General features: G+C 63.5%; 14 protein-coding genes and 2 tRNA genes. 13 read left to right on the forward strand and 3 right to left on the reverse strand.

The features are described 5' to 3' along the window. The first annotated feature begins 111 nt into the window (after positions 1 to 111). The 7 genes from clpP (at position 112) to KFB96_RS23560 (ending at position 7608) form a co-directional block, all read left to right on the forward strand. The gene (clpP, locus tag KFB96_RS23530) at positions 112 to 768 is read left to right on the forward strand and encodes an ATP-dependent Clp endopeptidase proteolytic subunit ClpP (RefSeq protein ID WP_213456290.1); all 657 of its coding nucleotides are present in this window, start codon (positions 112 to 114) and stop codon (positions 766 to 768) included. 206 nt (positions 769 to 974) lie between these two features. Beyond that, entirely contained in the window at positions 975 to 2249 is a 1275-nt protein-coding gene (gene clpX / locus KFB96_RS23535) for an ATP-dependent Clp protease ATP-binding subunit ClpX (protein WP_213456289.1), read from the forward strand. A gap of 196 nt (positions 2250 to 2445) precedes the next feature. Continuing rightward, positions 2446 to 4905 carry an endopeptidase La gene (gene lon / locus KFB96_RS23540; RefSeq protein ID WP_213456286.1) on the forward strand — a complete coding sequence of 820 codons (2460 nt, stop codon included), beginning with the start codon at positions 2446 to 2448 and terminating at the stop codon, positions 4903 to 4905. 173 nt (positions 4906 to 5078) lie between these two features. Beyond that, a complete protein-coding gene (locus KFB96_RS23545; protein WP_213456284.1) occupies positions 5079 to 5390 on the forward strand; it encodes an HU family DNA-binding protein in 312 nt (103 codons plus the stop codon). A gap of 13 nt (positions 5391 to 5403) precedes the next feature. After that, a tRNA-Val gene (locus KFB96_RS23550) sits at positions 5404 to 5479 on the forward strand. 40 nt (positions 5480 to 5519) lie between these two features. Further along, a tRNA-Asp gene (locus tag KFB96_RS23555) sits at positions 5520 to 5596 on the forward strand. A gap of 89 nt (positions 5597 to 5685) precedes the next feature. After that, on the forward strand, positions 5686 to 7608 hold the full coding sequence (locus tag KFB96_RS23560; protein ID WP_213456282.1) for a SurA N-terminal domain-containing protein: 1923 nt from the start codon (positions 5686 to 5688) through the stop codon (positions 7606 to 7608). Between the two features lie 120 nt (positions 7609 to 7728). Here the strand turns inward: KFB96_RS23560 and KFB96_RS23565 are convergent, their stop codons facing one another. Beyond that, positions 7729 to 8505: an enoyl-ACP reductase gene (locus KFB96_RS23565; protein WP_213456280.1), complete on the reverse strand. Its 777-nt coding sequence runs from the start codon at positions 8503 to 8505 to the stop codon at positions 7729 to 7731. Positions 8506 to 8774: 269 nt separating this feature from the next. Between KFB96_RS23565 and KFB96_RS23570 the strand changes: the two genes are divergently transcribed. From KFB96_RS23570 to KFB96_RS23585, 4 genes are all read left to right on the forward strand, one after another. Further along, entirely contained in the window at positions 8775 to 10949 is a 2175-nt protein-coding gene (locus KFB96_RS23570; protein ID WP_213456279.1) for an ABC transporter substrate-binding protein, read from the forward strand. Further along, a complete protein-coding gene (locus KFB96_RS23575; protein ID WP_213456276.1) occupies positions 10946 to 11926 on the forward strand; it encodes an ABC transporter permease in 981 nt (326 codons plus the stop codon). Before KFB96_RS23570 ends, KFB96_RS23575 begins: the two co-directional genes overlap by 4 nt. Next, positions 11923 to 13341: an ABC transporter permease gene (locus KFB96_RS23580; RefSeq protein WP_213456274.1), complete on the forward strand. Its 1419-nt coding sequence runs from the start codon at positions 11923 to 11925 to the stop codon at positions 13339 to 13341. The genes KFB96_RS23575 and KFB96_RS23580 overlap by 4 nt, the downstream gene beginning before the upstream one ends. A gap of 81 nt (positions 13342 to 13422) precedes the next feature. Beyond that, positions 13423 to 15459, forward strand: coding sequence for an ABC transporter ATP-binding protein (locus KFB96_RS23585; RefSeq protein WP_213456272.1), 2037 nt, complete (start codon positions 13423 to 13425; stop codon positions 15457 to 15459). Positions 15460 to 15951: 492 nt separating this feature from the next. Here the strand turns inward: KFB96_RS23585 and KFB96_RS27180 are convergent, their stop codons facing one another. Then, a complete protein-coding gene (locus KFB96_RS27180) occupies positions 15952 to 16269 on the reverse strand; it encodes a hypothetical protein (RefSeq protein ID WP_300970879.1) in 318 nt (105 codons plus the stop codon). Between the two features lie 25 nt (positions 16270 to 16294). Between KFB96_RS27180 and KFB96_RS27185 the strand changes: the two genes are divergently transcribed. Further along, the gene (locus tag KFB96_RS27185; RefSeq protein WP_300970880.1) at positions 16295 to 16555 is read left to right on the forward strand and encodes an EAL domain-containing protein; all 261 of its coding nucleotides are present in this window, start codon (positions 16295 to 16297) and stop codon (positions 16553 to 16555) included. A 612-nt stretch (positions 16556 to 17167) separates the two neighbouring features. Further along, positions 17168 to 17368, forward strand: coding sequence for a cold-shock protein (locus tag KFB96_RS23595; RefSeq protein WP_175534457.1), 201 nt, complete (start codon positions 17168 to 17170; stop codon positions 17366 to 17368). Between the two features lie 194 nt (positions 17369 to 17562). On the opposite strand, the gene mobA is transcribed toward KFB96_RS23595, so the two are convergent. After that, entirely contained in the window at positions 17563 to 18177 is a 615-nt protein-coding gene (gene mobA / locus KFB96_RS23600) for a molybdenum cofactor guanylyltransferase MobA (RefSeq protein ID WP_213456270.1), read from the reverse strand.

Genomic DNA, 18177 nt, shown 5'->3' on the forward strand with positions numbered 1-18177 from the left:
CGATGTTTCAATCCACGCCCGGCCAAGCCGGGCGATACGGCACGGAAGAGGTTACGCCTCTCCCGTGCGGCATTATCCCCCTGAAGGGGAGGTTTCAACCTGGAGAATTTGATGAAACATCCTACGAGCTATTCTTCAAGCCGTTCGGATTGGCAGCCCTCCGGCCTGGGGTTGGTGCCCATCGTCGTCGAGCAGACGGCGCGCGGCGAGCGCTCCTTCGACATCTACTCCCGGCTTCTCAAAGAGCGCGTCATCTTCCTGGTGGGTCCGGTCGAGGACCACATGGCAAACCTGGTGGTTGCGCAACTGCTGTTTCTGGAGTCGGAAAACCCCGACAAGGACATCCACCTCTATATCAACTCGCCGGGCGGCTCCGTAACGGCGGGCTTGGCGATCTACGACACCATGCGCTTCGTCAGGCCCGATGTCAGCACCATGTGCATCGGTCAGGCAGCCAGCATGGGTGCCTTGCTGCTGGCGGGCGGTGCAGCGGGCAAGCGCGTCTGCTTGCCTCATTCGCGCATGATGATTCATCAGCCCCTGGGCGGTTTTCAGGGCCAGGCAACGGATATCGATATCCATGCGCGCGAGATTCTGTACATTCGCGATCGGCTCAACTCTATCCTTGCGCATCACACGGGGCAGCCGATCGAGAAAATCGCGGACGATACCGAGCGTGACCGCTTCATGAGCGGCGAGGATGCCGTAGCATACGGATTGATCGACAAGGTCATCGACGAGCGCGGTCCGGCGCCGAAGAAGGCCTGATCTCTCGACGTTCCGCGCAGGTCGCGTGCATCCGGCTTCGGATCGCCGCTCTGCGCCGGCTACCGCGGATCCAGTACAGGACCCCGTGGTGACGGGCGCGAATCGTCACCATCTTGCCATCCAACAGCAAACCGTTATGATTGAGTTTGCGCCTTCAGGGAGATTTTCATCCTGAAACCAACCGACCGCACGGAGACTCGACCGCGATGAGTGGAACTAGCCACGGCAAGAGCGACGACGGGAAACTACTCTACTGCTCGTTCTGCGGCAAGAGTCAACACGAGGTCCGCAAGCTCATTGCCGGTCCGTCCGTTTTCATCTGCGATGAGTGCGTCGAGCTCTGCAACGACATCATTCGCGAGGAGATGCAGGACGGTGTCGGCGAAGCGACCAACAACCTTCCCAAGCCGCGCGAGATCAATGCGCGCCTCGACGAGTTCGTGATCGGCCAAGAGCAGGCCAAGAAGGTCCTGTCGGTCGCGGTCTACAACCATTACAAACGTCTCGAGGTCGCCGAGGCCAAGGAAGACATCGAGATCGCCAAGAGCAACATTCTCTTGATCGGCCCGACCGGGTCGGGCAAGACGTTGCTGGCGGAGACGCTCGCGCGCCTGCTGAACGTGCCCTTCACGATCGCCGATGCGACGACCTTGACCGAGGCCGGTTATGTCGGCGAGGACGTCGAGAACATCATCCAGAAGCTGCTTCAGAAGTGCGACTACGACGTCGAGAAGGCACAGACGGGCATCGTCTACATCGATGAGATCGATAAGATTTCGCGCAAATCGGACAATCCCTCGATTACCCGCGATGTCTCCGGCGAGGGCGTTCAGCAAGCTCTGCTCAAGCTGATCGAAGGCACCGTCGCCTCGGTTCCGCCGCAGGGCGGGCGTAAGCATCCGCAGCAAGAGTTTCTGCAGGTCGATACCTCCAATATTCTCTTCATCGTCGGCGGTGCCTTCGCGGGTCTGGATAAAGTGATTCAGAATCGCTCGCGCAAGACCGGGATCGGCTTCGCCGCCGAGGTCCACAGCCAGGACGACCGACGTCAGATCGGCGAGCTCTTGAGCGCGGTGGAGCCCGAGGATCTCATCCGGTACGGCCTGATCCCCGAGTTTGTGGGCCGACTCCCGGTGATGGCGACCTTGGAGGAGCTCGACGAGCCGGCGCTGATGCGCATCCTGACCGAGCCCAAGCATGCCCTGGTCAAGCAGTATCAGCGTCTCTTCGAGATGGAGGGCGTGGAGCTCGAGCTTCGCGAGGATGCCCTGCACGGGATCTCGCGTAAGGCCATGGAGCGAAAGACGGGAGCCCGCGGACTGCGAACCATCATGGAGCAGGTGCTCTTGGACACCATGTACGATCTTCCGTCGATGGATCACGTCGGCAAGGTCGTGATCGATGCATCGGTGATCTCGGGCGAAAACAAACCCTTTCTGATCTACGAAGGTTTGGAAAAGCAGGCTGTCGCGGCCGACTGATCCACGCTCGTCTCCCTCGTGTCCCGCAGACGTTGCGGGCACCGACTGCACCGGGTTTCTGTTGAAGTCGGCTCGGCGCGCCCTGATCCTTACCGCAGACCAATACTCCACCGACGCACCGAGCCGACGCGCGCTCGCGAGCCGCGGCGACACCTGTCGCCGGCTCAGGTCGTCCACTTCACGAGAACGGATCCACATGGCGCACCACGATTCAGTATCCAGCTCGGCATCCGGGACCTTTCAGGAGGTCCCGGTTCTTCCTTTGCGGGACGTCGTCGTTTATCCGCATATGGTGATTCCGCTGTTTGTGGGTCGAGATAAATCGATTCGTGCGCTCGACGCCGCGATGGCGAGCGACAAGCAGATCCTGCTGATCGCCCAGAAGAGTGCCGATGTCGACGACCCGGGCGTGAAGGATCTTCACGAGATCGGCACCTTGGCCAACATCCTGCAGCTGCTCAAGCTCCCCGACGGCACCGTGAAGGTGTTGGTCGAGGGCCATCAGCGCGCACGTATCGACCGTTTCCTCACCACGGAAAGCTCTTTTTCAGCCAACATCGAGCCGATGGACGAGACCCTCGATGTCGACGAGCGTGAGCAGGAAGTGCTCATGCGCTCGGCGGTGACGCTGTTCGATCAGTATGTGAAGCTGAACAAGAAGGTGCCGCCGGAGGTGTTGACCTCGCTGTCGAACATCGACGAGGCGGGGCGGCTCGCGGACACCATGGCCGCTCACATGTCGTTGAAGCTCGACGAAAAACAGCGTGTTCTGGAGATGATCGACATCCAGGCGCGCCTCGAGCATCTGATGGGTCTGATGGAGTCCGAGAACGACATCCTTCAAATGGAGAAGCGTATCCGCGGGCGTGTGAAGCGCCAGATGGAGAAGAACCAGCGCGAGTACTATCTCAACGAGCAGATGAAGGCGATCCAGAAGGAGCTCGGGGAGCTCGAGGACGCGCCCAACGAGATCGAGGACCTAGCCAAACGTATCGAGGCGGCCGGGATGCCGCGCGAGGCCAAAAACAAGGCGCAGGGCGAGCTCAACAAGCTCAAGCTAATGTCGCCGATGTCGGCCGAGGCGACGGTGGTGCGCAACTACATCGACACCCTGGTCGCGGTGCCCTGGAAGAAGCGCACGCGCATCCGCAACGACATCAAGGTCGCCGAGGCGGTCCTGGACAAGGATCACTATGGTCTGGAGCGCGTCAAGGAACGCATCCTCGAGTATCTCGCGGTCCAGCAGCGGGTGCGTAAGCTCAAAGGCCCCATCCTCTGTTTGGTCGGCCCGCCCGGTGTGGGCAAGACCTCGCTCGGCCAGTCCATCGCGCGGGCGACCAACCGTCAGTTCGTGCGCATGTCGCTCGGCGGCGTGCGCGACGAGGCCGAGATCCGCGGACATCGTCGAACCTACATCGGCGCGCTGCCCGGCAAGATCATCCAGAATCTCTCCAAGGCCGGCTCGCGCAACGCCTTCTTCCTGCTCGACGAGATCGACAAGATGGCGATGGACTTCCGCGGCGACCCCGCCTCGGCGCTGCTCGAGGTCCTGGACCCGGAGCAGAACCATACCTTCAACGATCATTACCTGGAGGTCGACTTCGACCTCTCCGAGGTGATGTTCGTCGGTACCGCGAACACCCTGAACATCCCGCCCGCGCTGCTCGACCGCATGGAAGTGATCCGTCTCTCGGGTTACACCGAGGACGAGAAGGTCGCGATCGCCGAGCGCTATCTGCTCCCCAAGCAGATGAAGAACAACGGTCTGAAGGACGGCGAGGTGTTGATTCGCGAGAGCGCGTTGCGCGACATCATTCGACACTATACGCGCGAGGCCGGTGTGCGCAGTCTCGAGCGCGAGATCTCCAAGATCTGCCGCAAGGTCGTCAAGGAGGTGCTGCTCAAGAAACGCGATACGGCCACGACGGTCAGCGCAAAGAACCTCGAAAAGTATCTGGGCGTGCAGCGTTTCCGCTACGGTCGCGCCGACGAGCACGACCAAGTCGGCCAGGTTACCGGTCTGGCCTGGACCGAGGTCGGCGGCGAGCTGCTTCGGATCGAGTCGGCCTTGGTCCCCGGCAAAGGAAAGTTCACCTACACGGGTCAGTTGGGCGACGTGATGCAGGAGTCCATCCAGGCCGCGATGACCGTGGTGCGCTCGCGCGCCGACGCGCTCGGGGTCCCCCCGGACTTCCACAACACGCTCGACGTGCACATCCACGTTCCCGAGGGGGCCACTCCGAAGGACGGCCCGAGTGCCGGCGTGGCGATGTGCACGGCCCTGGTGTCCGCCTTGACGAAGATCCCCGTGAAGGCAAGCGTCGCCATGACCGGCGAGATCACCTTGCGCGGGGAGGTCTTGCCGATCGGCGGGCTCAAGGAGAAGCTCCTTGCGGCGCACCGTGGCGGCATCGAGACGGTGATCATTCCGCTCGAGAACGAGCGGGATCTCACCGAGATCCCGAAGAACATCAAGCAGCATCTGCACATCCATCCGGTACGCTGGATCGACGAGGTGCTCGACATCGCGCTGACGAAACGCCCGGAACGCATCGCTGCCGAGGTTGACGGGAGCGACCCGATCACGGTCGAAGAGGACAAGCGCGAGGCCCCGGCCGAGCCTGTACGCGATCAGACCGCTCGACTCCACCATTGATAACAGCAAAAAGCCGGTTGCCCTCGTCTGGACTCCGATTTAGCATGCAGCGCAGGTCGGTTGTGCCGCTGAGACGGTGTAATGGTCCCGCTCATCGGACGTAAGCCGATTTCGGCTTCTTCGGCGTCGGGGGCGCGTTTTGGCGCACAGTGAACGAATCAACAGGGGGAGCAATGAATAAATCGGACGAAAAGTCAGCCGCGGTCAAGGCACTAAATAAGTCGGAGCTTATCGAAAAGATGGCGGATGCCGCGGATATCTCGAAAGCAGCGGCGGGGAAGGCACTCGATGCCTTCACGGACGCGATCGGCGAGGCACTGAAGGTGGGCAAAACCGTTTCCCTAATCGGCTTCGGAACCTTCGCAGTGAAGGAGCGCGCCGCGCGCACCGGTCGTAACCCTCAGACGGGTGCGGCAATCGAGATCAAGGCGTCGAAGACGCCTTCATTTAAGGCTGGCAAAGCCCTGAAGGACGCAGTACAATAGTTGTTCGTCTGAAGGGTGCTTAGCTCAGCTGGGAGAGCATCGCCCTTACAAGGCGAGGGTCGCAGGTTCGATCCCTGCAGCACCCACCAAGTGCTTAGGAGCCAACGCGTTTCCGGGCCAAGGTTTTTCGGAGCGGTAGTTCAGTTGGTTAGAATACCGGCCTGTCACGCCGGGGGTCGCGGGTTCGAGTCCCGTCCGCTCCGCCATCACTGCCAGTCGGGGATACCGCCTTCGGTATCCCCGATTTCTCTCCCGGATCCATCCTCCACCGCCCCAATCAGCAGTTGATCGCCTCATGCTTCAAGCCATTCGGGAACGTGCCCAAGGCTGGCTCGCCTGGGTCATCGTCGGACTCATCAGTATTCCATTCGCCCTTTGGGGTATCCAATCTTACCTGGGTGTCGGGGGTGAGCCCGTCGTCGCAACGGTCAACGGGGTCGACATCACCGACCGTGATCTGAGTCGACGTGCTCAGCAGGCGCGCATCGAGCTGCGCGAGCGTCTCGGCGCGGCCTACGATCCGGCACTCTTCGAGGAAGGGCGCCTGCGTGCCGAGGTCCTCGACGACATGATTCGGCAGACGCTGCTGCTGGATGCCTCCAACCGTATCGGCATGCGGGTGTCGGACGAGGAGGTGCGCATACAGATCCTCTCCGAGCCCGCCTTTCAGCGCGACGGCCGGTTCGACCGCGAATCCTACGAGCGATTGCTCCGGCTACAGGGGCTGTCTCCCGCGCAGTTCGAGGAGCAGCTGCGTCAGCAGTTGATCGGAAATCAGCTGTTGCGTGCCGTAGTGGGAAGCGAGCTCATCACGAGCCGGGAGCTCGACGACTATCGGCGACTCGCCGGTCAGACCCGAGAGCTCTCGTATGCCGTCATGCCCGCGGCGGATTTCCAAAGCGACGCCCCGATCGGCGAGGACGAGATCCAAGCCTTTTACGCGGCGAACGCGGCGCGTTTCCAAAGCCCGGAAATGGTCACGTTGGAGTATCTGGTGCTCGATGTCGGCGAGCTTGCGAAGGGTGCCGAGATCGGCGACGACGAGCTTCTGCGCGTCTACGAGCAGGATCAGTCACGCTTCGGTCAGCCCGAGCTGCGCAGCGTGCGTCATCTTCTCGCGACCGTGCCGCAAGACGCGGACGAGGCTTCGGCGCAGGCCGTCGAGGCGCAGGTGCAGTCCATTCGGGAGCGGATCCTCGCGGGCGAGGCGTTCGACGAGGTCGCGCGCTCCGAGTCGCAGGATCCCGGAAGCGCGAGCGAGGGCGGATCGCTCGGGACCATCGAGCAAGGCATCATGGATCCGGTGTTCGATATGGTGGCCTTCGCACTACCGGAGGGCGAGCTCAGCCAGCCTGTGCGCACGCGCTTCGGCTATCACCTCATCGAGGTCACCGAGATCATTCCACCGGCCGTGAAGTCGTTCGACGAGGTCAAGGAAGAGCTTCGTGCCGAGGTCTCGCGCCAGCGTGGCGAATCGCTGTTCTACGATCTCGGCGAGCGGCTCGCCAATGTGGCCTACGAAACCCCGGATAGCCTGGAGCCTGCGGCGGAGGAGCTTGGTTTGACGCTCCAGCAAAGCGATTGGATCGGTCGCGCGGGCGGCGAAGGCGTGCTCGGTCATCCTCGGGTGACGGGCGCCGCGTTCAGCGACGAGGTTCTCGTGGGTCGCAACAACAGCGATCTGATCGAGCCCGAGCGCGATGTCCTTCGCGCCGTCGTCTTGCGTGTTGCGGATCACCGTGTGGCGGCGGTGCGGCCGCTCGACGAGGTGCGGGACGAGATCGTCGAGGCGCTGCGTTCGGAGCGAGCAGGCGAGGCGGCTCTGCAGGCGGCCGGCACCGCTGTCGAGCAGCTTCGGCAAGGCATGCATTGGTCCGAGGCGATGCCTTCGGCGGTCGTCGAGACCCCGGGTGCAGTGGCTCGGGATCTTCAGAGCGTTCCGGCGCCGGTTCGGCAGTTGGCCTTTACCCTGCCTGCGCCCGTCGAGGGTACGGCAAGCGTCGGTACGACGGTGCTGGAGAACGGAGACGTGGCGGTGATTCAAGTGACCGAGATCAAGGACGGCGACACGACGCCGTCGGAGGGTCCTTCACCCGCATCCGAGGCCGAGATGCTTGCCCAATTGCTCGGCCGTCACGTCTACGACGGGATGCTCGGCGACATGCAATTGCGCGCCAAGGTGGAACGCAAACCAATCAAGATGACTTCCGACCTCTGACCCGACCTCTGACCCGACCTCTGCCCCGACCTTCGCTCCAGGCTCCGCCGATCGGTCCACAACGGGCGACCGCTCGGCGGAGCGACCGGGTCAACTTCCCCGCCGCCCGCCGCCCCGACCTCAGCCCAAACCCAGGATGTGGTAACCGGTATCGACGTACAGCACGTCTCCCGTAATGCCGCTCGCCAGATCCGAGCACAGGAAGGCGGCAGCATTTCCCACCTCCTCGATACTGACGTTGCGCCGCAAGGGCGTGCGCTCCTCGACCTTCTTGAGCATATCGCGAAAATCCGAGATCCCGGCCGCGGCAAGCGTGCGGATAGGGCCGGCGGAGACGGCGTTCACGCGCGTCCCGTGCGGTCCGAGCGATGCCGCGAGATAGCGCATGTTTGCCTCGAGACTCGCCTTCGCCACGCCCATGACGTTGTAGTTGGGAACGGCCCGCACGGCGCCCAGATAGGTCATGGTGACGAGTGCGCCGTTGCGTCCCTGCATCATCCCGCGGCCTGCCTTGGCCAGTGCGGCGAAGCTATAGGAGCTGATGTCGTGGGCGGTCGCGAAGCCTTCACGCGTGACGGCATCGACATAGTCGCCCTCGAGCTGATCGCGCGGGGCGAAGGCCAGCGAATGGACGATGCCGTCCAGGCCGTCCCAGCGCTCGGCCAGCGCGGAGAACAGTGCCTCGATCTCGCTGTCGCTGCCGACGTCGAGCGGAAAGGTCAGATCCGAGCCGCACTTGGCCGCCATGTCTTCGACGCGGGACTTGAGCTTGTCGTTCTGGTAGGTCAAGGCGATCTCGGCACCCTCGCGGTGCATGGCCTCGGCACAACCCCAGGCGATGGATCGGTTGCTGGCGACCCCGGTAACGAGGATCTTCTTTCCGCTTAGGAATCCCATAATTCGATATCTCTTCCGTTCAGTGGGCGTTCAGTGGGCCGCGCCGGGTGGCGTGCAGTTCGGTCGGGGCGGGAGGGGCTGCACCGGATCAATCGACCCTTGAAGTTGTCGGTGCGATCGTCCGAAGATCGAGGTCCGCACCGTCGTAGATCCGACGGGCGGCGTCTGCGCCTCGGCGCGAACCCCTCGAGGCCGATGCAATCCCGCTTCTCACCCCCATTTGCGGGTCTAACATTACAGAAACTCGGGTATCGGTGAAAGGGTCAGACGTGCGGTCAATCGAGCGGTTCGACATCGGGGGACGTTTTCTGTTTGGTCTGGCCGCCGTCCTGCTGGCGGGATGCGGCGAGGCGCCTTGGAACGACCCCTACCCGGCCGGCGAGGCGACGAGCAATCGGGTCTACAGCTCGTTCGCCGAGCGGCCCAAGCATCTGGACCCGGCGCGCTCCTACAGCGCCGACGAGTATGCCTTCCTCGCACAGATCTACGAGCCGCCGCTTCAGTACCATTTTCTGCTGCGTCCCTATCGTCTGGTGCCGCTCACGGCGCTCGAGGTGCCCGAGCCCGCTTACTTCGACATCGACGGCAACCCGCTCCCGCAGGATGCACCGGCCGAGTCGATCCATCGCAGCGATTATCTGATCCGCATCCAGCCCGGGATTCGCTATCAGCCCCATCCGGCGTTCGCCGCGGACGAGACCGGCGCCTATCGCTATCACGCCCTGACCGCGCGTGATCTGCGCGGAATCAACCCGCTCGGGGACTTCGAGCAGACCGGCACCCGCGAGCTGACGGCGGAGGACTATATCCACCAGATCAAGCGTCTGGCTGCGCCCTGGGCACATTCACCCATTGCGGGCGTGATGCAGAAGCATATCTTCGGGTTCGAGGACTACGCGGAGAGCCTCGCGCAGACCGCCGAAACCGATCCGTTGCAGCGCGTGACCAGACTCAAAGCGTCCGAGATCGCCGGTGTCGAGCGCGTCGATCCTTACAGTTACCGCATCAGCGTCAAGGGCAAGTATCCGCAGTTCGCCTACTGGCTCGCCATGCCCTTCTTCGCCCCCATGCCTTGGGAGGCCGAGGTCTTCTACGCCCAGCCGGGGTTGAGAGAGCGCAACATTACGCTGGACTGGTACCCGGTCGGCACCGGTCCCTTCATGCTCGGCGAGAACAATCCCAACCTTCGCATGGTGCTCGAGCGCAACCCGAATTTCCGCGGCGAGCCCTACCCGAGCGAGGGCATGCCGGACGATGCGGCATCCGGGATCCTCGCCGATGCCGGCCGACCGATGCCCTTCATCGAGGAGGCCGTCTACAGCCTCGAGAAGGAAAGCATCCCGCGCTGGAACAAGTTCCTGCAGGGCTTCTACGACAGCTCCGGGATTGCGTCCGACGCCTTCGACCAAGCCGTTCAGATCGACGCCGGGGGCGAGCCCGTGCTCACCGATGCGATGCGCGAGCGCGGGATCAGCCTGCTGACATCGGTCGAGCCGTCCGTCATGTACATGGGATTCAACATGCTCGATCCCGTGATCGGCGGGGACTCGGAGCAGGCGCGCCTCCTGCGGCGCGCCATCGCGATCGCGGTGGACTTCGAGGAGTTCATCTCCATCTTCACCAACGGTCGCGGTCTGGTCGCGCAGGGCCCCATCCCGCCGGGGATCTTCGGCTACCGCGAGGGCGAGGCGGGGATCAATCCATTCGTCTATGCATGGGTCGAGGGGCGGGCCGTGCGGCGAGGTCTCGACGAGGCGCGCGTCCTGATGGAGCAAGCAGGATATCCGGGCGGTCGCGACCGGGAGACCGGGCGAGCGCTCACGATCAACTACGAGGCGATCGCGACCGGTCCCGACGACCGCGCCCGTCTGAACTGGATCCGCAAGCAATTCGCCAAGCTCGGCATCGAGCTCGTGATCCGCTCCACCGACTACAACCGCTTTCAGGAGAAGATCCGCAACGGGACCGGTCAGGTCTTCATGTGGGGCTGGAACGCGGACTACCCGGACCCGGAAAATTTTCTCTTCCTGCTCTACGGGCCGAACGGCAAGGTCGAGCATCAAGGCGAGAACGCGTCGAACTATGCCAACCCGGAATTCGATCGTCTCTTCAATACGATGCGTTTTATGGACGACGGCCCCGAGCGCCAGGCCGCAATCGACCGCATGGTCGAGATCGCCCGCACGGACGCGCCTTGGCTCTGGGGCTTCAACCCCAAGGCGTTCAGCCTGCATCATCGGTGGATGTACAACGCCAGTCCGAACCAGATGGCGAACAACACACTCAAGTATCGTCGGGTCGACCCCGCGCTGCGCGAGCGGCTACGCCATGAATGGAATCCGCCGATCCTCTGGCCGCTGTGGGCGATCGGTGTGCTCATCGTGGTGATCGTCCTGCCGGCGCTCTGGCTGGTGTGGCGGCGCGAGCGGAGCACCGCGCTGTGACGGCCTACATCATCCGTCGATTGATCTATGCGATCCCGATCCTGATCGGGGTCAACCTCATTACCTTCGTGCTCTTCTTCGTGGTCAACGCGCCGGACGACATGGCGCGGATGCATCTCGGCGAGAAACGGGTCACCGAGGAGGCGATCCAGACCTGGAAACAGGAGCACGGCTACGACCGGCCCTTGCTCTACAACGCGGATGCCTCCGGCCTCGGACGCTTCACGGAGACCATCTTCTTCGAGAAATCGATCCGCTTGTTCGTCTTCGACTTCGGCTCGTCCGACAACGGTCGCGATATCGGCTACGACATCTCACAACGCATGTGGCCGAGTCTGGCCATCGCCATCCCCGTGCTGCTGGTCGGGCTCGCCTTCAACATCTCCTACGCGCTCTTCATCGTGTTTTTTCGCGCGACCTATGTGGACATCGGCAGTGTCGTCCTGCTGGTGGCCATGATGTCGATCTCGGGCCTCTTCTACATCATCGGCGGGCAGTTTCTGCTCGGCAAGCTCTTCCACTTGGTACCCATCTCGGGTTACGACACGGGCGTGGAGGCCTGGAAGTTCCTGATCCTTCCGGTGATCGTGGGCGTGATCGGCGGGATCGGGGCGGGCACCCGCTGGTATCGCACGCTTTTTCTGGAGGAGATCTCGAAAGACTATGTCCGCACCGCCAGGGCCAAGGGCTTGAGCGAGCGGCGTGTGCTCTTCCGCCATGTCTTGCAGAATGCCCTGATCCCCATCCTGACGGGTGTCGTGGTGGTGCTGCCGCTGCTGTTCATGGGCAGTCTCATTACCGAGTCCTTCTTCGGGATCCCGGGGCTCGGCAGCTACACGATCGACGCCATCAACAGCCAGGATTTCGCGATCGTGCGCTCGATGGTGTTCCTCGGGGCCGTGCTCTATATCGTCGGGCTGATCCTGACGGATATCTCGTACACGTTGGTGGATCCGCGGGTTCGGTTACAGCCATGAGCGTGTTGCCGGTTGTGCTCTGGACCGATGGTTTGGTGTTCCTGCTCTTGGCGTTGATCGCCGCCTTCGTGTTCTATGCCTCCGGGCACGAGCACATGCGCGCACCCTGGCGGCGTGTCGTGCGCTCCCGGGTGGGCGTGGCGACGATCGTCGTGCTGGGTTTCTATGTCGTCGTCGGGTTGCTCGATACGGTGCATTTTCGGCTTGCGCTCGACCGACAAGGGGATGTCGGCGCCGAGACCCGCTATTCGCCCGAGGTCTTGAGTCTGCTCGACCTGGCGCTGAGCGGGTTACGCGCGCGTCAGGAGAAGACCTATTCGGCGCCCTTCGCCACCCACCTCTTCGTGAAGGAGGCGATCGAGCAGCCGGACGGTACGCTGCTACGCGATTATCCTCGGCTCGAATACGGTGGCGCGCATCTGGAGGATCCCGCGCGTCAGCGCGGCTTCGACATCGCCTGGCGCGCCGCGTGGGGTGCGCTGCAGGGCTTGGTCATCTGGGTGTTGCTGGCGACCGGGATCCTGTGGCTGATCGCCCGCTCGCGCGGGGAGACGCAGGCGGCGACCCGCGCGGCCATCCTGGCGGGGCGCACGCCGATCCCCTGGCGGACTGCCCTCGTGATGCTCGGCATCATGCTGGTGTCGAGCGCCGTTGCGGGCGAGCTGGCGCTCAAGTACCACATCCTGGGAACGGACAAGGTCGGCGAGGATGTCTTCTATCAGACGCTCAAGAGTATCCGCACCGGGCTGCTGATCGGCACACTCACCACCCTGGTGATGCTGCCCGCTGCGGTCTTGCTCGGCATCATGGCCGGCTATTTCAGGGGCTGGGTCGACGACGTCATCCAGTATCTCTACACCACGCTGAACTCCATCCCGGGGGTGCTCCTGATCGCCGCGGCCATCCTCTTGCTGCAGGTCTACATGAGCAACCATGCCGACGACTTCGCGAGCCTGGTCGAGCGCGCGGATCTGCGCCTGCTGTTCCTGGTGCTGATCCTGGGCGTGACCAGTTGGACCGGGCTCTGTCGGCTGCTGCGCGGGGAGGCCCTGAAGCTGCGCGAGGTCGACTATGTCCAGGCGTCCACCGCCCTGGGCGTCGGTCACTTCACCCTGATCGGCCGGCATATCCTGCCCAACGTCATGCACATCGTGCTGATCACGTTGGTGTTGGACTTCAGCGGGCTGGTGCTCGCCGAGGCCGTGCTCTCCTACATCAACATCGGCGTGGACCCGACCATGAATTCATGGGGGAACATGATCAACAGCGCACGGCTCGAGCTGGCCCGGGATCCGGTCGTCTGGTGGTCACTCACCGCTGCATTCGTCTTCATGTTCGCCTTGGTGCTTGCGGCGAACCTCTTTGCCGACGTGGTGCGCGATGCCTTCGATCCGAGACTCAAGGGTGCACGCTGATCGCATCTGCGAGCCCCCTATGCGTGCCGTGCGTCCGTGCGGTTCAATCGCTTGTTTTGAAGCGAAGAGGGAGAGCGTCTGATGTCGTCCGATGTGCTGCTCGAGGTCTCTGGGCTGACGACGCTGCTCGGGGATGCCGCGCGCCCGGTTCGGGTCGTCGACGGGATCGACCTGACGATCCGTCGAGGCGAAACCTTCGTGCTGCTCGGAGAATCCGGATGCGGCAAGTCCATGACGGCGCTCTCGCTGATGCGGCTCCTGCCGCCGTCCGGGCGCGTCGCGGCCGGCGCGGTGCGCTTGGCCGGAACCGATCTGCTGCGCCTGACCGAGGCCGAGATGCGCCACGTGCGCGGCGGGCGCATGGCGATGATCTTTCAGGAGCCGCAAACCTCGCTCAACCCGGTCATGAGCGTCGGCGATCAGATCGCCGAGGCGGTCCGGGTCCATGAAGGGGGATCGCGCGATCGCACACCGGCGCGGGTCGTGGAGCTGATGCGTGCGGTCGGCATCCCGGATCCGGCCCGGCGGGTCGATGAATATCCGCATCAGCTCTCGGGCGGCATGAAGCAGCGCATCATGATCGCCATGGCCTTGGCCGGCGACCCGCAGCTCCTGATCGCCGACGAGCCGACCACCGCGCTGGACGTCACCATCCAGGCCCAGGTGCTTCGGCTGTTGAAGGATCTGCAGGCGAAGACCGGCATGGCCGTGCTCCTCATCACCCACGATCTCGGCGTGGTCGCCGAGACGGCGGACCGCTTGGCCGTGATGTACGCGGGCCAGATCCTGGAGACCGCGACCACCGATGCCTTCTTCGCGGCGCCGGCGCATCCCTACAGCCGCCGCTTGATGGAGAGCCTGCCCGGTGCGGACAAACGCAACGGGCGTCTGGCGGTCATCCCGGGACGGGTCCCGCATCTGGACCAGGCGTTCGTCGGCTGCCGGTTCGCCGAGCGTTGTGATGCGGTCATGCCCCGATGCCGTGAACAAGCGCCCGTCTGGCGCGACCTGGTGACCGGGCAGGGCGTGCGCTGTCATCTCTGGGACCAGGGCGGCGCACAGCCCGTTGGATTGACGCGCGGGGTCCGGGATCCCGTTGCAGCGCCCGAGACCATGCTCGACGGCGAAGGCGCGCCGGATCCGGAAGCCGCCGTTGCCCCCATGCTTCAGGTTCGGGATCTCAAGGTCCACTTCCCGATCCACGACGGCGTCTTCCGGCGTGTCGTCGGACAGGTGCGCGCCGTCGACGGTCTGACCTTCGACCTGACCCCGGGTCGGACCTTGGCGTTGGTCGGGGAGTCCGGCTGCGGCAAGACCACCGCCGGCAAGGGCATCCTGCAGCTGACGATACCCACCGGCGGCTCGATCCGCTATCGGGGCGAGGAGCTGGTCGGGCTGGGGCATCGCCGGATGCGTCCCTTCCGCAAGGATCTCCAGATCATCTTCCAGGATCCCTATGCGGCGATGAATCCGCGCATGCTGGTTGGGGATCTGATCGGCGAGGGCCTCCAAGCGCTCGGGATCGAGCGCAGTCGGGCCGGACGGATGCGGCGCGTCGCCGAGCTCCTCGATCTGGTCGGCATGGACGCGGATGCCGTCGAGCGCTACCCGCACGAGTTCTCCGGCGGCCAGCGACAGCGTATCTGCATCGCCCGGGCGCTTGCGGTCGAGCCCAAGCTGATCGTCTGCGACGAGCCGACCAGCGCGCTGGACGTCTCGGTCCAGGCCCAGATCCTCAACCTGCTGAAGGATCTTCAGGATCGGCTCGGGCTCGCCTATCTCTTCATCACCCACGACATCTCGGTGGTGGCCTATCTGGCGCACGAGGTGGCGGTCATGTATCTCGGACGCCTGGTCGAGCGGGGGCGGGTCGACGAGATCCTGGATGACCCGCGCCATCCCTATACCCGTGCGCTGCTTTCGGCCGTACCTGTGATCGACCGCGAAAAGCGGCGCGCGGTGATTCGTCTTGAAGGCGACATGCCCTCGCCGAGCAACCCGCCCTCGGGCTGCTACTTCCACCCGCGTTGCCCGGAGGCGGTCGCGGCCTGCGCCTTGGCATATCCCGAGGAGACGCGCCTGAGCGAGACCCGTCTCGTCCATTGCCTGCGGGTCTGATGCGGGCGTTCGGCACCGTTTCGGCCTCACCTCTTGTCTTGAAGGTCCGCGCGCCGTATGGTTTTGTCACTCCACTTGGATCCGTACGCGGCGAGTCCACTCGCAATGAGCAAAGCGAAGCAAATCCTCTGCATCGACCCCGAACCGTCGGATCTGCGCATCGCAGCGCTTCTCAACCGTAAGGGCATCGCGGTCGATCTGACCGAGGTCTCCTCGCGAGAAAGCCTACGCGGCGCCTTGGAGCGCCCGAACTGGTGGGACCTGATCCTGTGCGACGGCGAGAGCGTCGAGGGTCTTGGCGTGGAGACCGCCATCCTGCCCTTTCGGGACGAGCTGGATGCCTCTTTGGTCCTTGTGAAGGCGGCCGAGAGTCCGCTGACTGTGCAACAGGGCCATCGTCTCGGCGCCGCAGACTTGGTCGTGCGCGACGCGATCGAGCACCTTCTGGTGGTGTGCGAGCGCGAGCTGCAGAGCTGCGCCCTTCGAAAGGAGCTACGCGCTCTTCGCCGCACGGCGGGCCTCCTCGATCAGGCTGCCCCGCGGTCGGTCGTGCTGGCGACGATCCATGACCTGAGTCGCACTGCGCGCCCGGACAAGGAGGGTGAGCAGGGTAACGGCGCGGCGCTCGGCGTGAGTCCGGCGGACGATCAGGCCCGTATCCGTGCGCTCATCGATGCAGGCGGGCTCACGCTCGAGTTTCAGCCGATCATCGCGCTGAGCACGCACGAAGAGCATCGCAGCATGTTCGAGACCCTGGTGCGCCTGAAGGACGACACCGGCAAGCTTTCTCGCCGAGCATCGCGACCTCATCACGCATGTGAAGCTCGAGCGTACGATGACGCAGGGGTTGGTCGAGCGGCGTATCCCGCAAGAGGCTGTGAGCGCGCTGGTGCAGTGTGCGAAGAAGGAGGGCATGCGGGTCATCGCATTGGCGGTCGACAACGCCGAGCTTCTGCCGATGCTGGCTGCCGCGGGTGTGGACGCGATTCAGGGGCATTTCGTCAGCATGCCCTACCGGAATCTCATGTACCCGAGCATTCAGCGGGTCGAGTCTAGCTCCCGTCCGGCGTGGCAGGGCCCCGCGCGGTCGGGTTGAAAGGTTCCGTGCGCGCGCAAATTTTTTTGCTCCGATGGCTGCAATGGGCGCGCATTTTCCGAATTTCGCGGTACACTAGGCGCAAGTGAAAGCCCCGCGCAAGGAATTCGTGCCTGGTGCTTCGAATTGCTCGGCACCGTTTGAGGCCAGTCCTGTGCGAGATCAAATCTCGAGATCAGACGATAGACCCCATTCCGACATCCGCTGTTTATTCCTGCCTCCTCTTCTATTCCATGCCGATGAGCATCCGCCTTCCATTAGACGTTGTCGCGTCCGGTTCAGCGCATCGGGCAAGGCGCGTGTCGTCGATACGCCTCGAGCGAAGGGCTATCGGAGCAGGGATACCGTTCGGTATGGTGCGTTGCGGGAGCTACACGTCGATTTTGGGTATGGCACGACAAGAAAAATCCGGTTGAGGCATGCTGCACGCGAACCATGGACCGCCCTTTGGTGACCGGGATCCGACGCATGATAAAGACTGAGTCAGATGGTCTTGATTCAGATTCCACTCCAGATCGAGTGGAGGACACACTAGCCTTATTGCAAGGCTGGGTTTAAGTAAAGCCAACTCCGGTTGGTCCGTTAAGTGATGAGGTTGATATGCCAGGTGAATTGGTTTCCGGGACGGTCAAGTGGTTCAATGACGAGAAGGGATATGGCTTCATTGAGCGCGAGGGCGGCAAAGACGTCTTTGTCCATCATAGTGCCATCAATGGATCGGGTCGTAAGACGTTGCTCGAGGGTCAACGCGTGACGATGGAAGTCACGCAAGGCCCCAAGGGGCCGCAGGCGGAGAACGTGACCCCCGACTGAGGTTGCGACACCACCCGGAGCCGAGCTGGAAGGCTCGATCCAACGCAGGCGAAGGTCTTCGTTGGATTCAGTCTGCGGCACCCGGCCCCGTCGCACTGCTCTCAATGGGCTACGGCCCTTGAGAGCATTTTGTTTCGTTGTGCTCTGTCCAGTTCGGTCCTATCCCGGGCACTGATCCTGCTGTCGTCTCCCTGTCACGTTGATTTCTTCAGCTGTGCTGCGAGTCGAGCGACGTCCTCCGCCGAATTGATATTGGAAAACGCCTGTGGTCGATCGCCGAAATCGGCCAGCGCCGGGCCGCGTCGAGCGACCCAATCGGCGACCTTCCGAGTGCCTGCCGTGAGGTCGGCCGACAGTTCCGGTTCGAGCGAGACCGGCATCAGGGCATAGACCGGGTGAATGTGCCCTCTTTCGGTGACTGTCGCCAAAGAGGCATCATCCGATGCCAGCGCGGCGATGAGTCTGCTGACCAGATCGGGCGGCAACAGCGGCCCGTCGCACGGGACGGTCAAGATCCAATCGGTTCGAGCGGCGCGCATGGCGCTCAGCATCCCGGCTAAAGGTCCGTTGAGCTCGGCGTCGGCGTCGGCGATCACGGGCACGCCGTATCCTGCATAGATCTCGCGGTGACGGTTTGCGTTGATGATCAGCGCGCCGACCTGTGGTGCGAGTGCGTCAAGGACCCATTCGATCAGCGGGCGACCGGCGAGCTTCACCAGCCCTTTGTCGACGCCCCCCATGCGACGTCCGCGGCCGCCCGCCAGGATGACGCCGGTGATATCGCTTGGCGCCGTCGGCGTGCGCTTCAT

Origin of the sequence: Thiocapsa sp. (assembly GCF_018399035.1) — a bacterium.
In the GTDB taxonomy this organism is placed as follows: Bacteria; Pseudomonadota; Gammaproteobacteria; order Chromatiales; family Chromatiaceae; genus Thiocapsa.

Excerpts from the sequence above, each read along its gene's own strand:
- KFB96_RS27180 (WP_300970879.1), bottom strand. The coding sequence starts at position 16,269 with ATGAGGTCGCGATGCTCGGCGAGAAAGCTTGCCGGTGTCGTCCTTCAG.
- KFB96_RS23560 (WP_213456282.1), top strand. The coding sequence starts at position 5,686 with ATGCTTCAAGCCATTCGGGAACGTGCCCAAGGCTGGCTCGCCTGGGTC.
- lon (WP_213456286.1), top strand. The coding sequence starts at position 2,446 with ATGGCGCACCACGATTCAGTATCCAGCTCGGCATCCGGGACCTTTCAG.
- KFB96_RS23580 (WP_213456274.1), top strand. The coding sequence starts at position 11,923 with ATGAGCGTGTTGCCGGTTGTGCTCTGGACCGATGGTTTGGTGTTCCTG.
- KFB96_RS23545 (WP_213456284.1), top strand. The coding sequence starts at position 5,079 with ATGAATAAATCGGACGAAAAGTCAGCCGCGGTCAAGGCACTAAATAAG.
- KFB96_RS23565 (WP_213456280.1), bottom strand. The coding sequence starts at position 8,505 with ATGGGATTCCTAAGCGGAAAGAAGATCCTCGTTACCGGGGTCGCCAGC.
- KFB96_RS27185 (WP_300970880.1), top strand. The coding sequence starts at position 16,295 with ATGACGCAGGGGTTGGTCGAGCGGCGTATCCCGCAAGAGGCTGTGAGC.
- KFB96_RS23585 (WP_213456272.1), top strand. The coding sequence starts at position 13,423 with ATGTCGTCCGATGTGCTGCTCGAGGTCTCTGGGCTGACGACGCTGCTC.
- clpX (WP_213456289.1), top strand. The coding sequence starts at position 975 with ATGAGTGGAACTAGCCACGGCAAGAGCGACGACGGGAAACTACTCTAC.
- clpP (WP_213456290.1), top strand. The coding sequence starts at position 112 with ATGAAACATCCTACGAGCTATTCTTCAAGCCGTTCGGATTGGCAGCCC.
- mobA (WP_213456270.1), bottom strand. The coding sequence starts at position 18,177 with ATGAAGCGCACGCCGACGGCGCCAAGCGATATCACCGGCGTCATCCTG.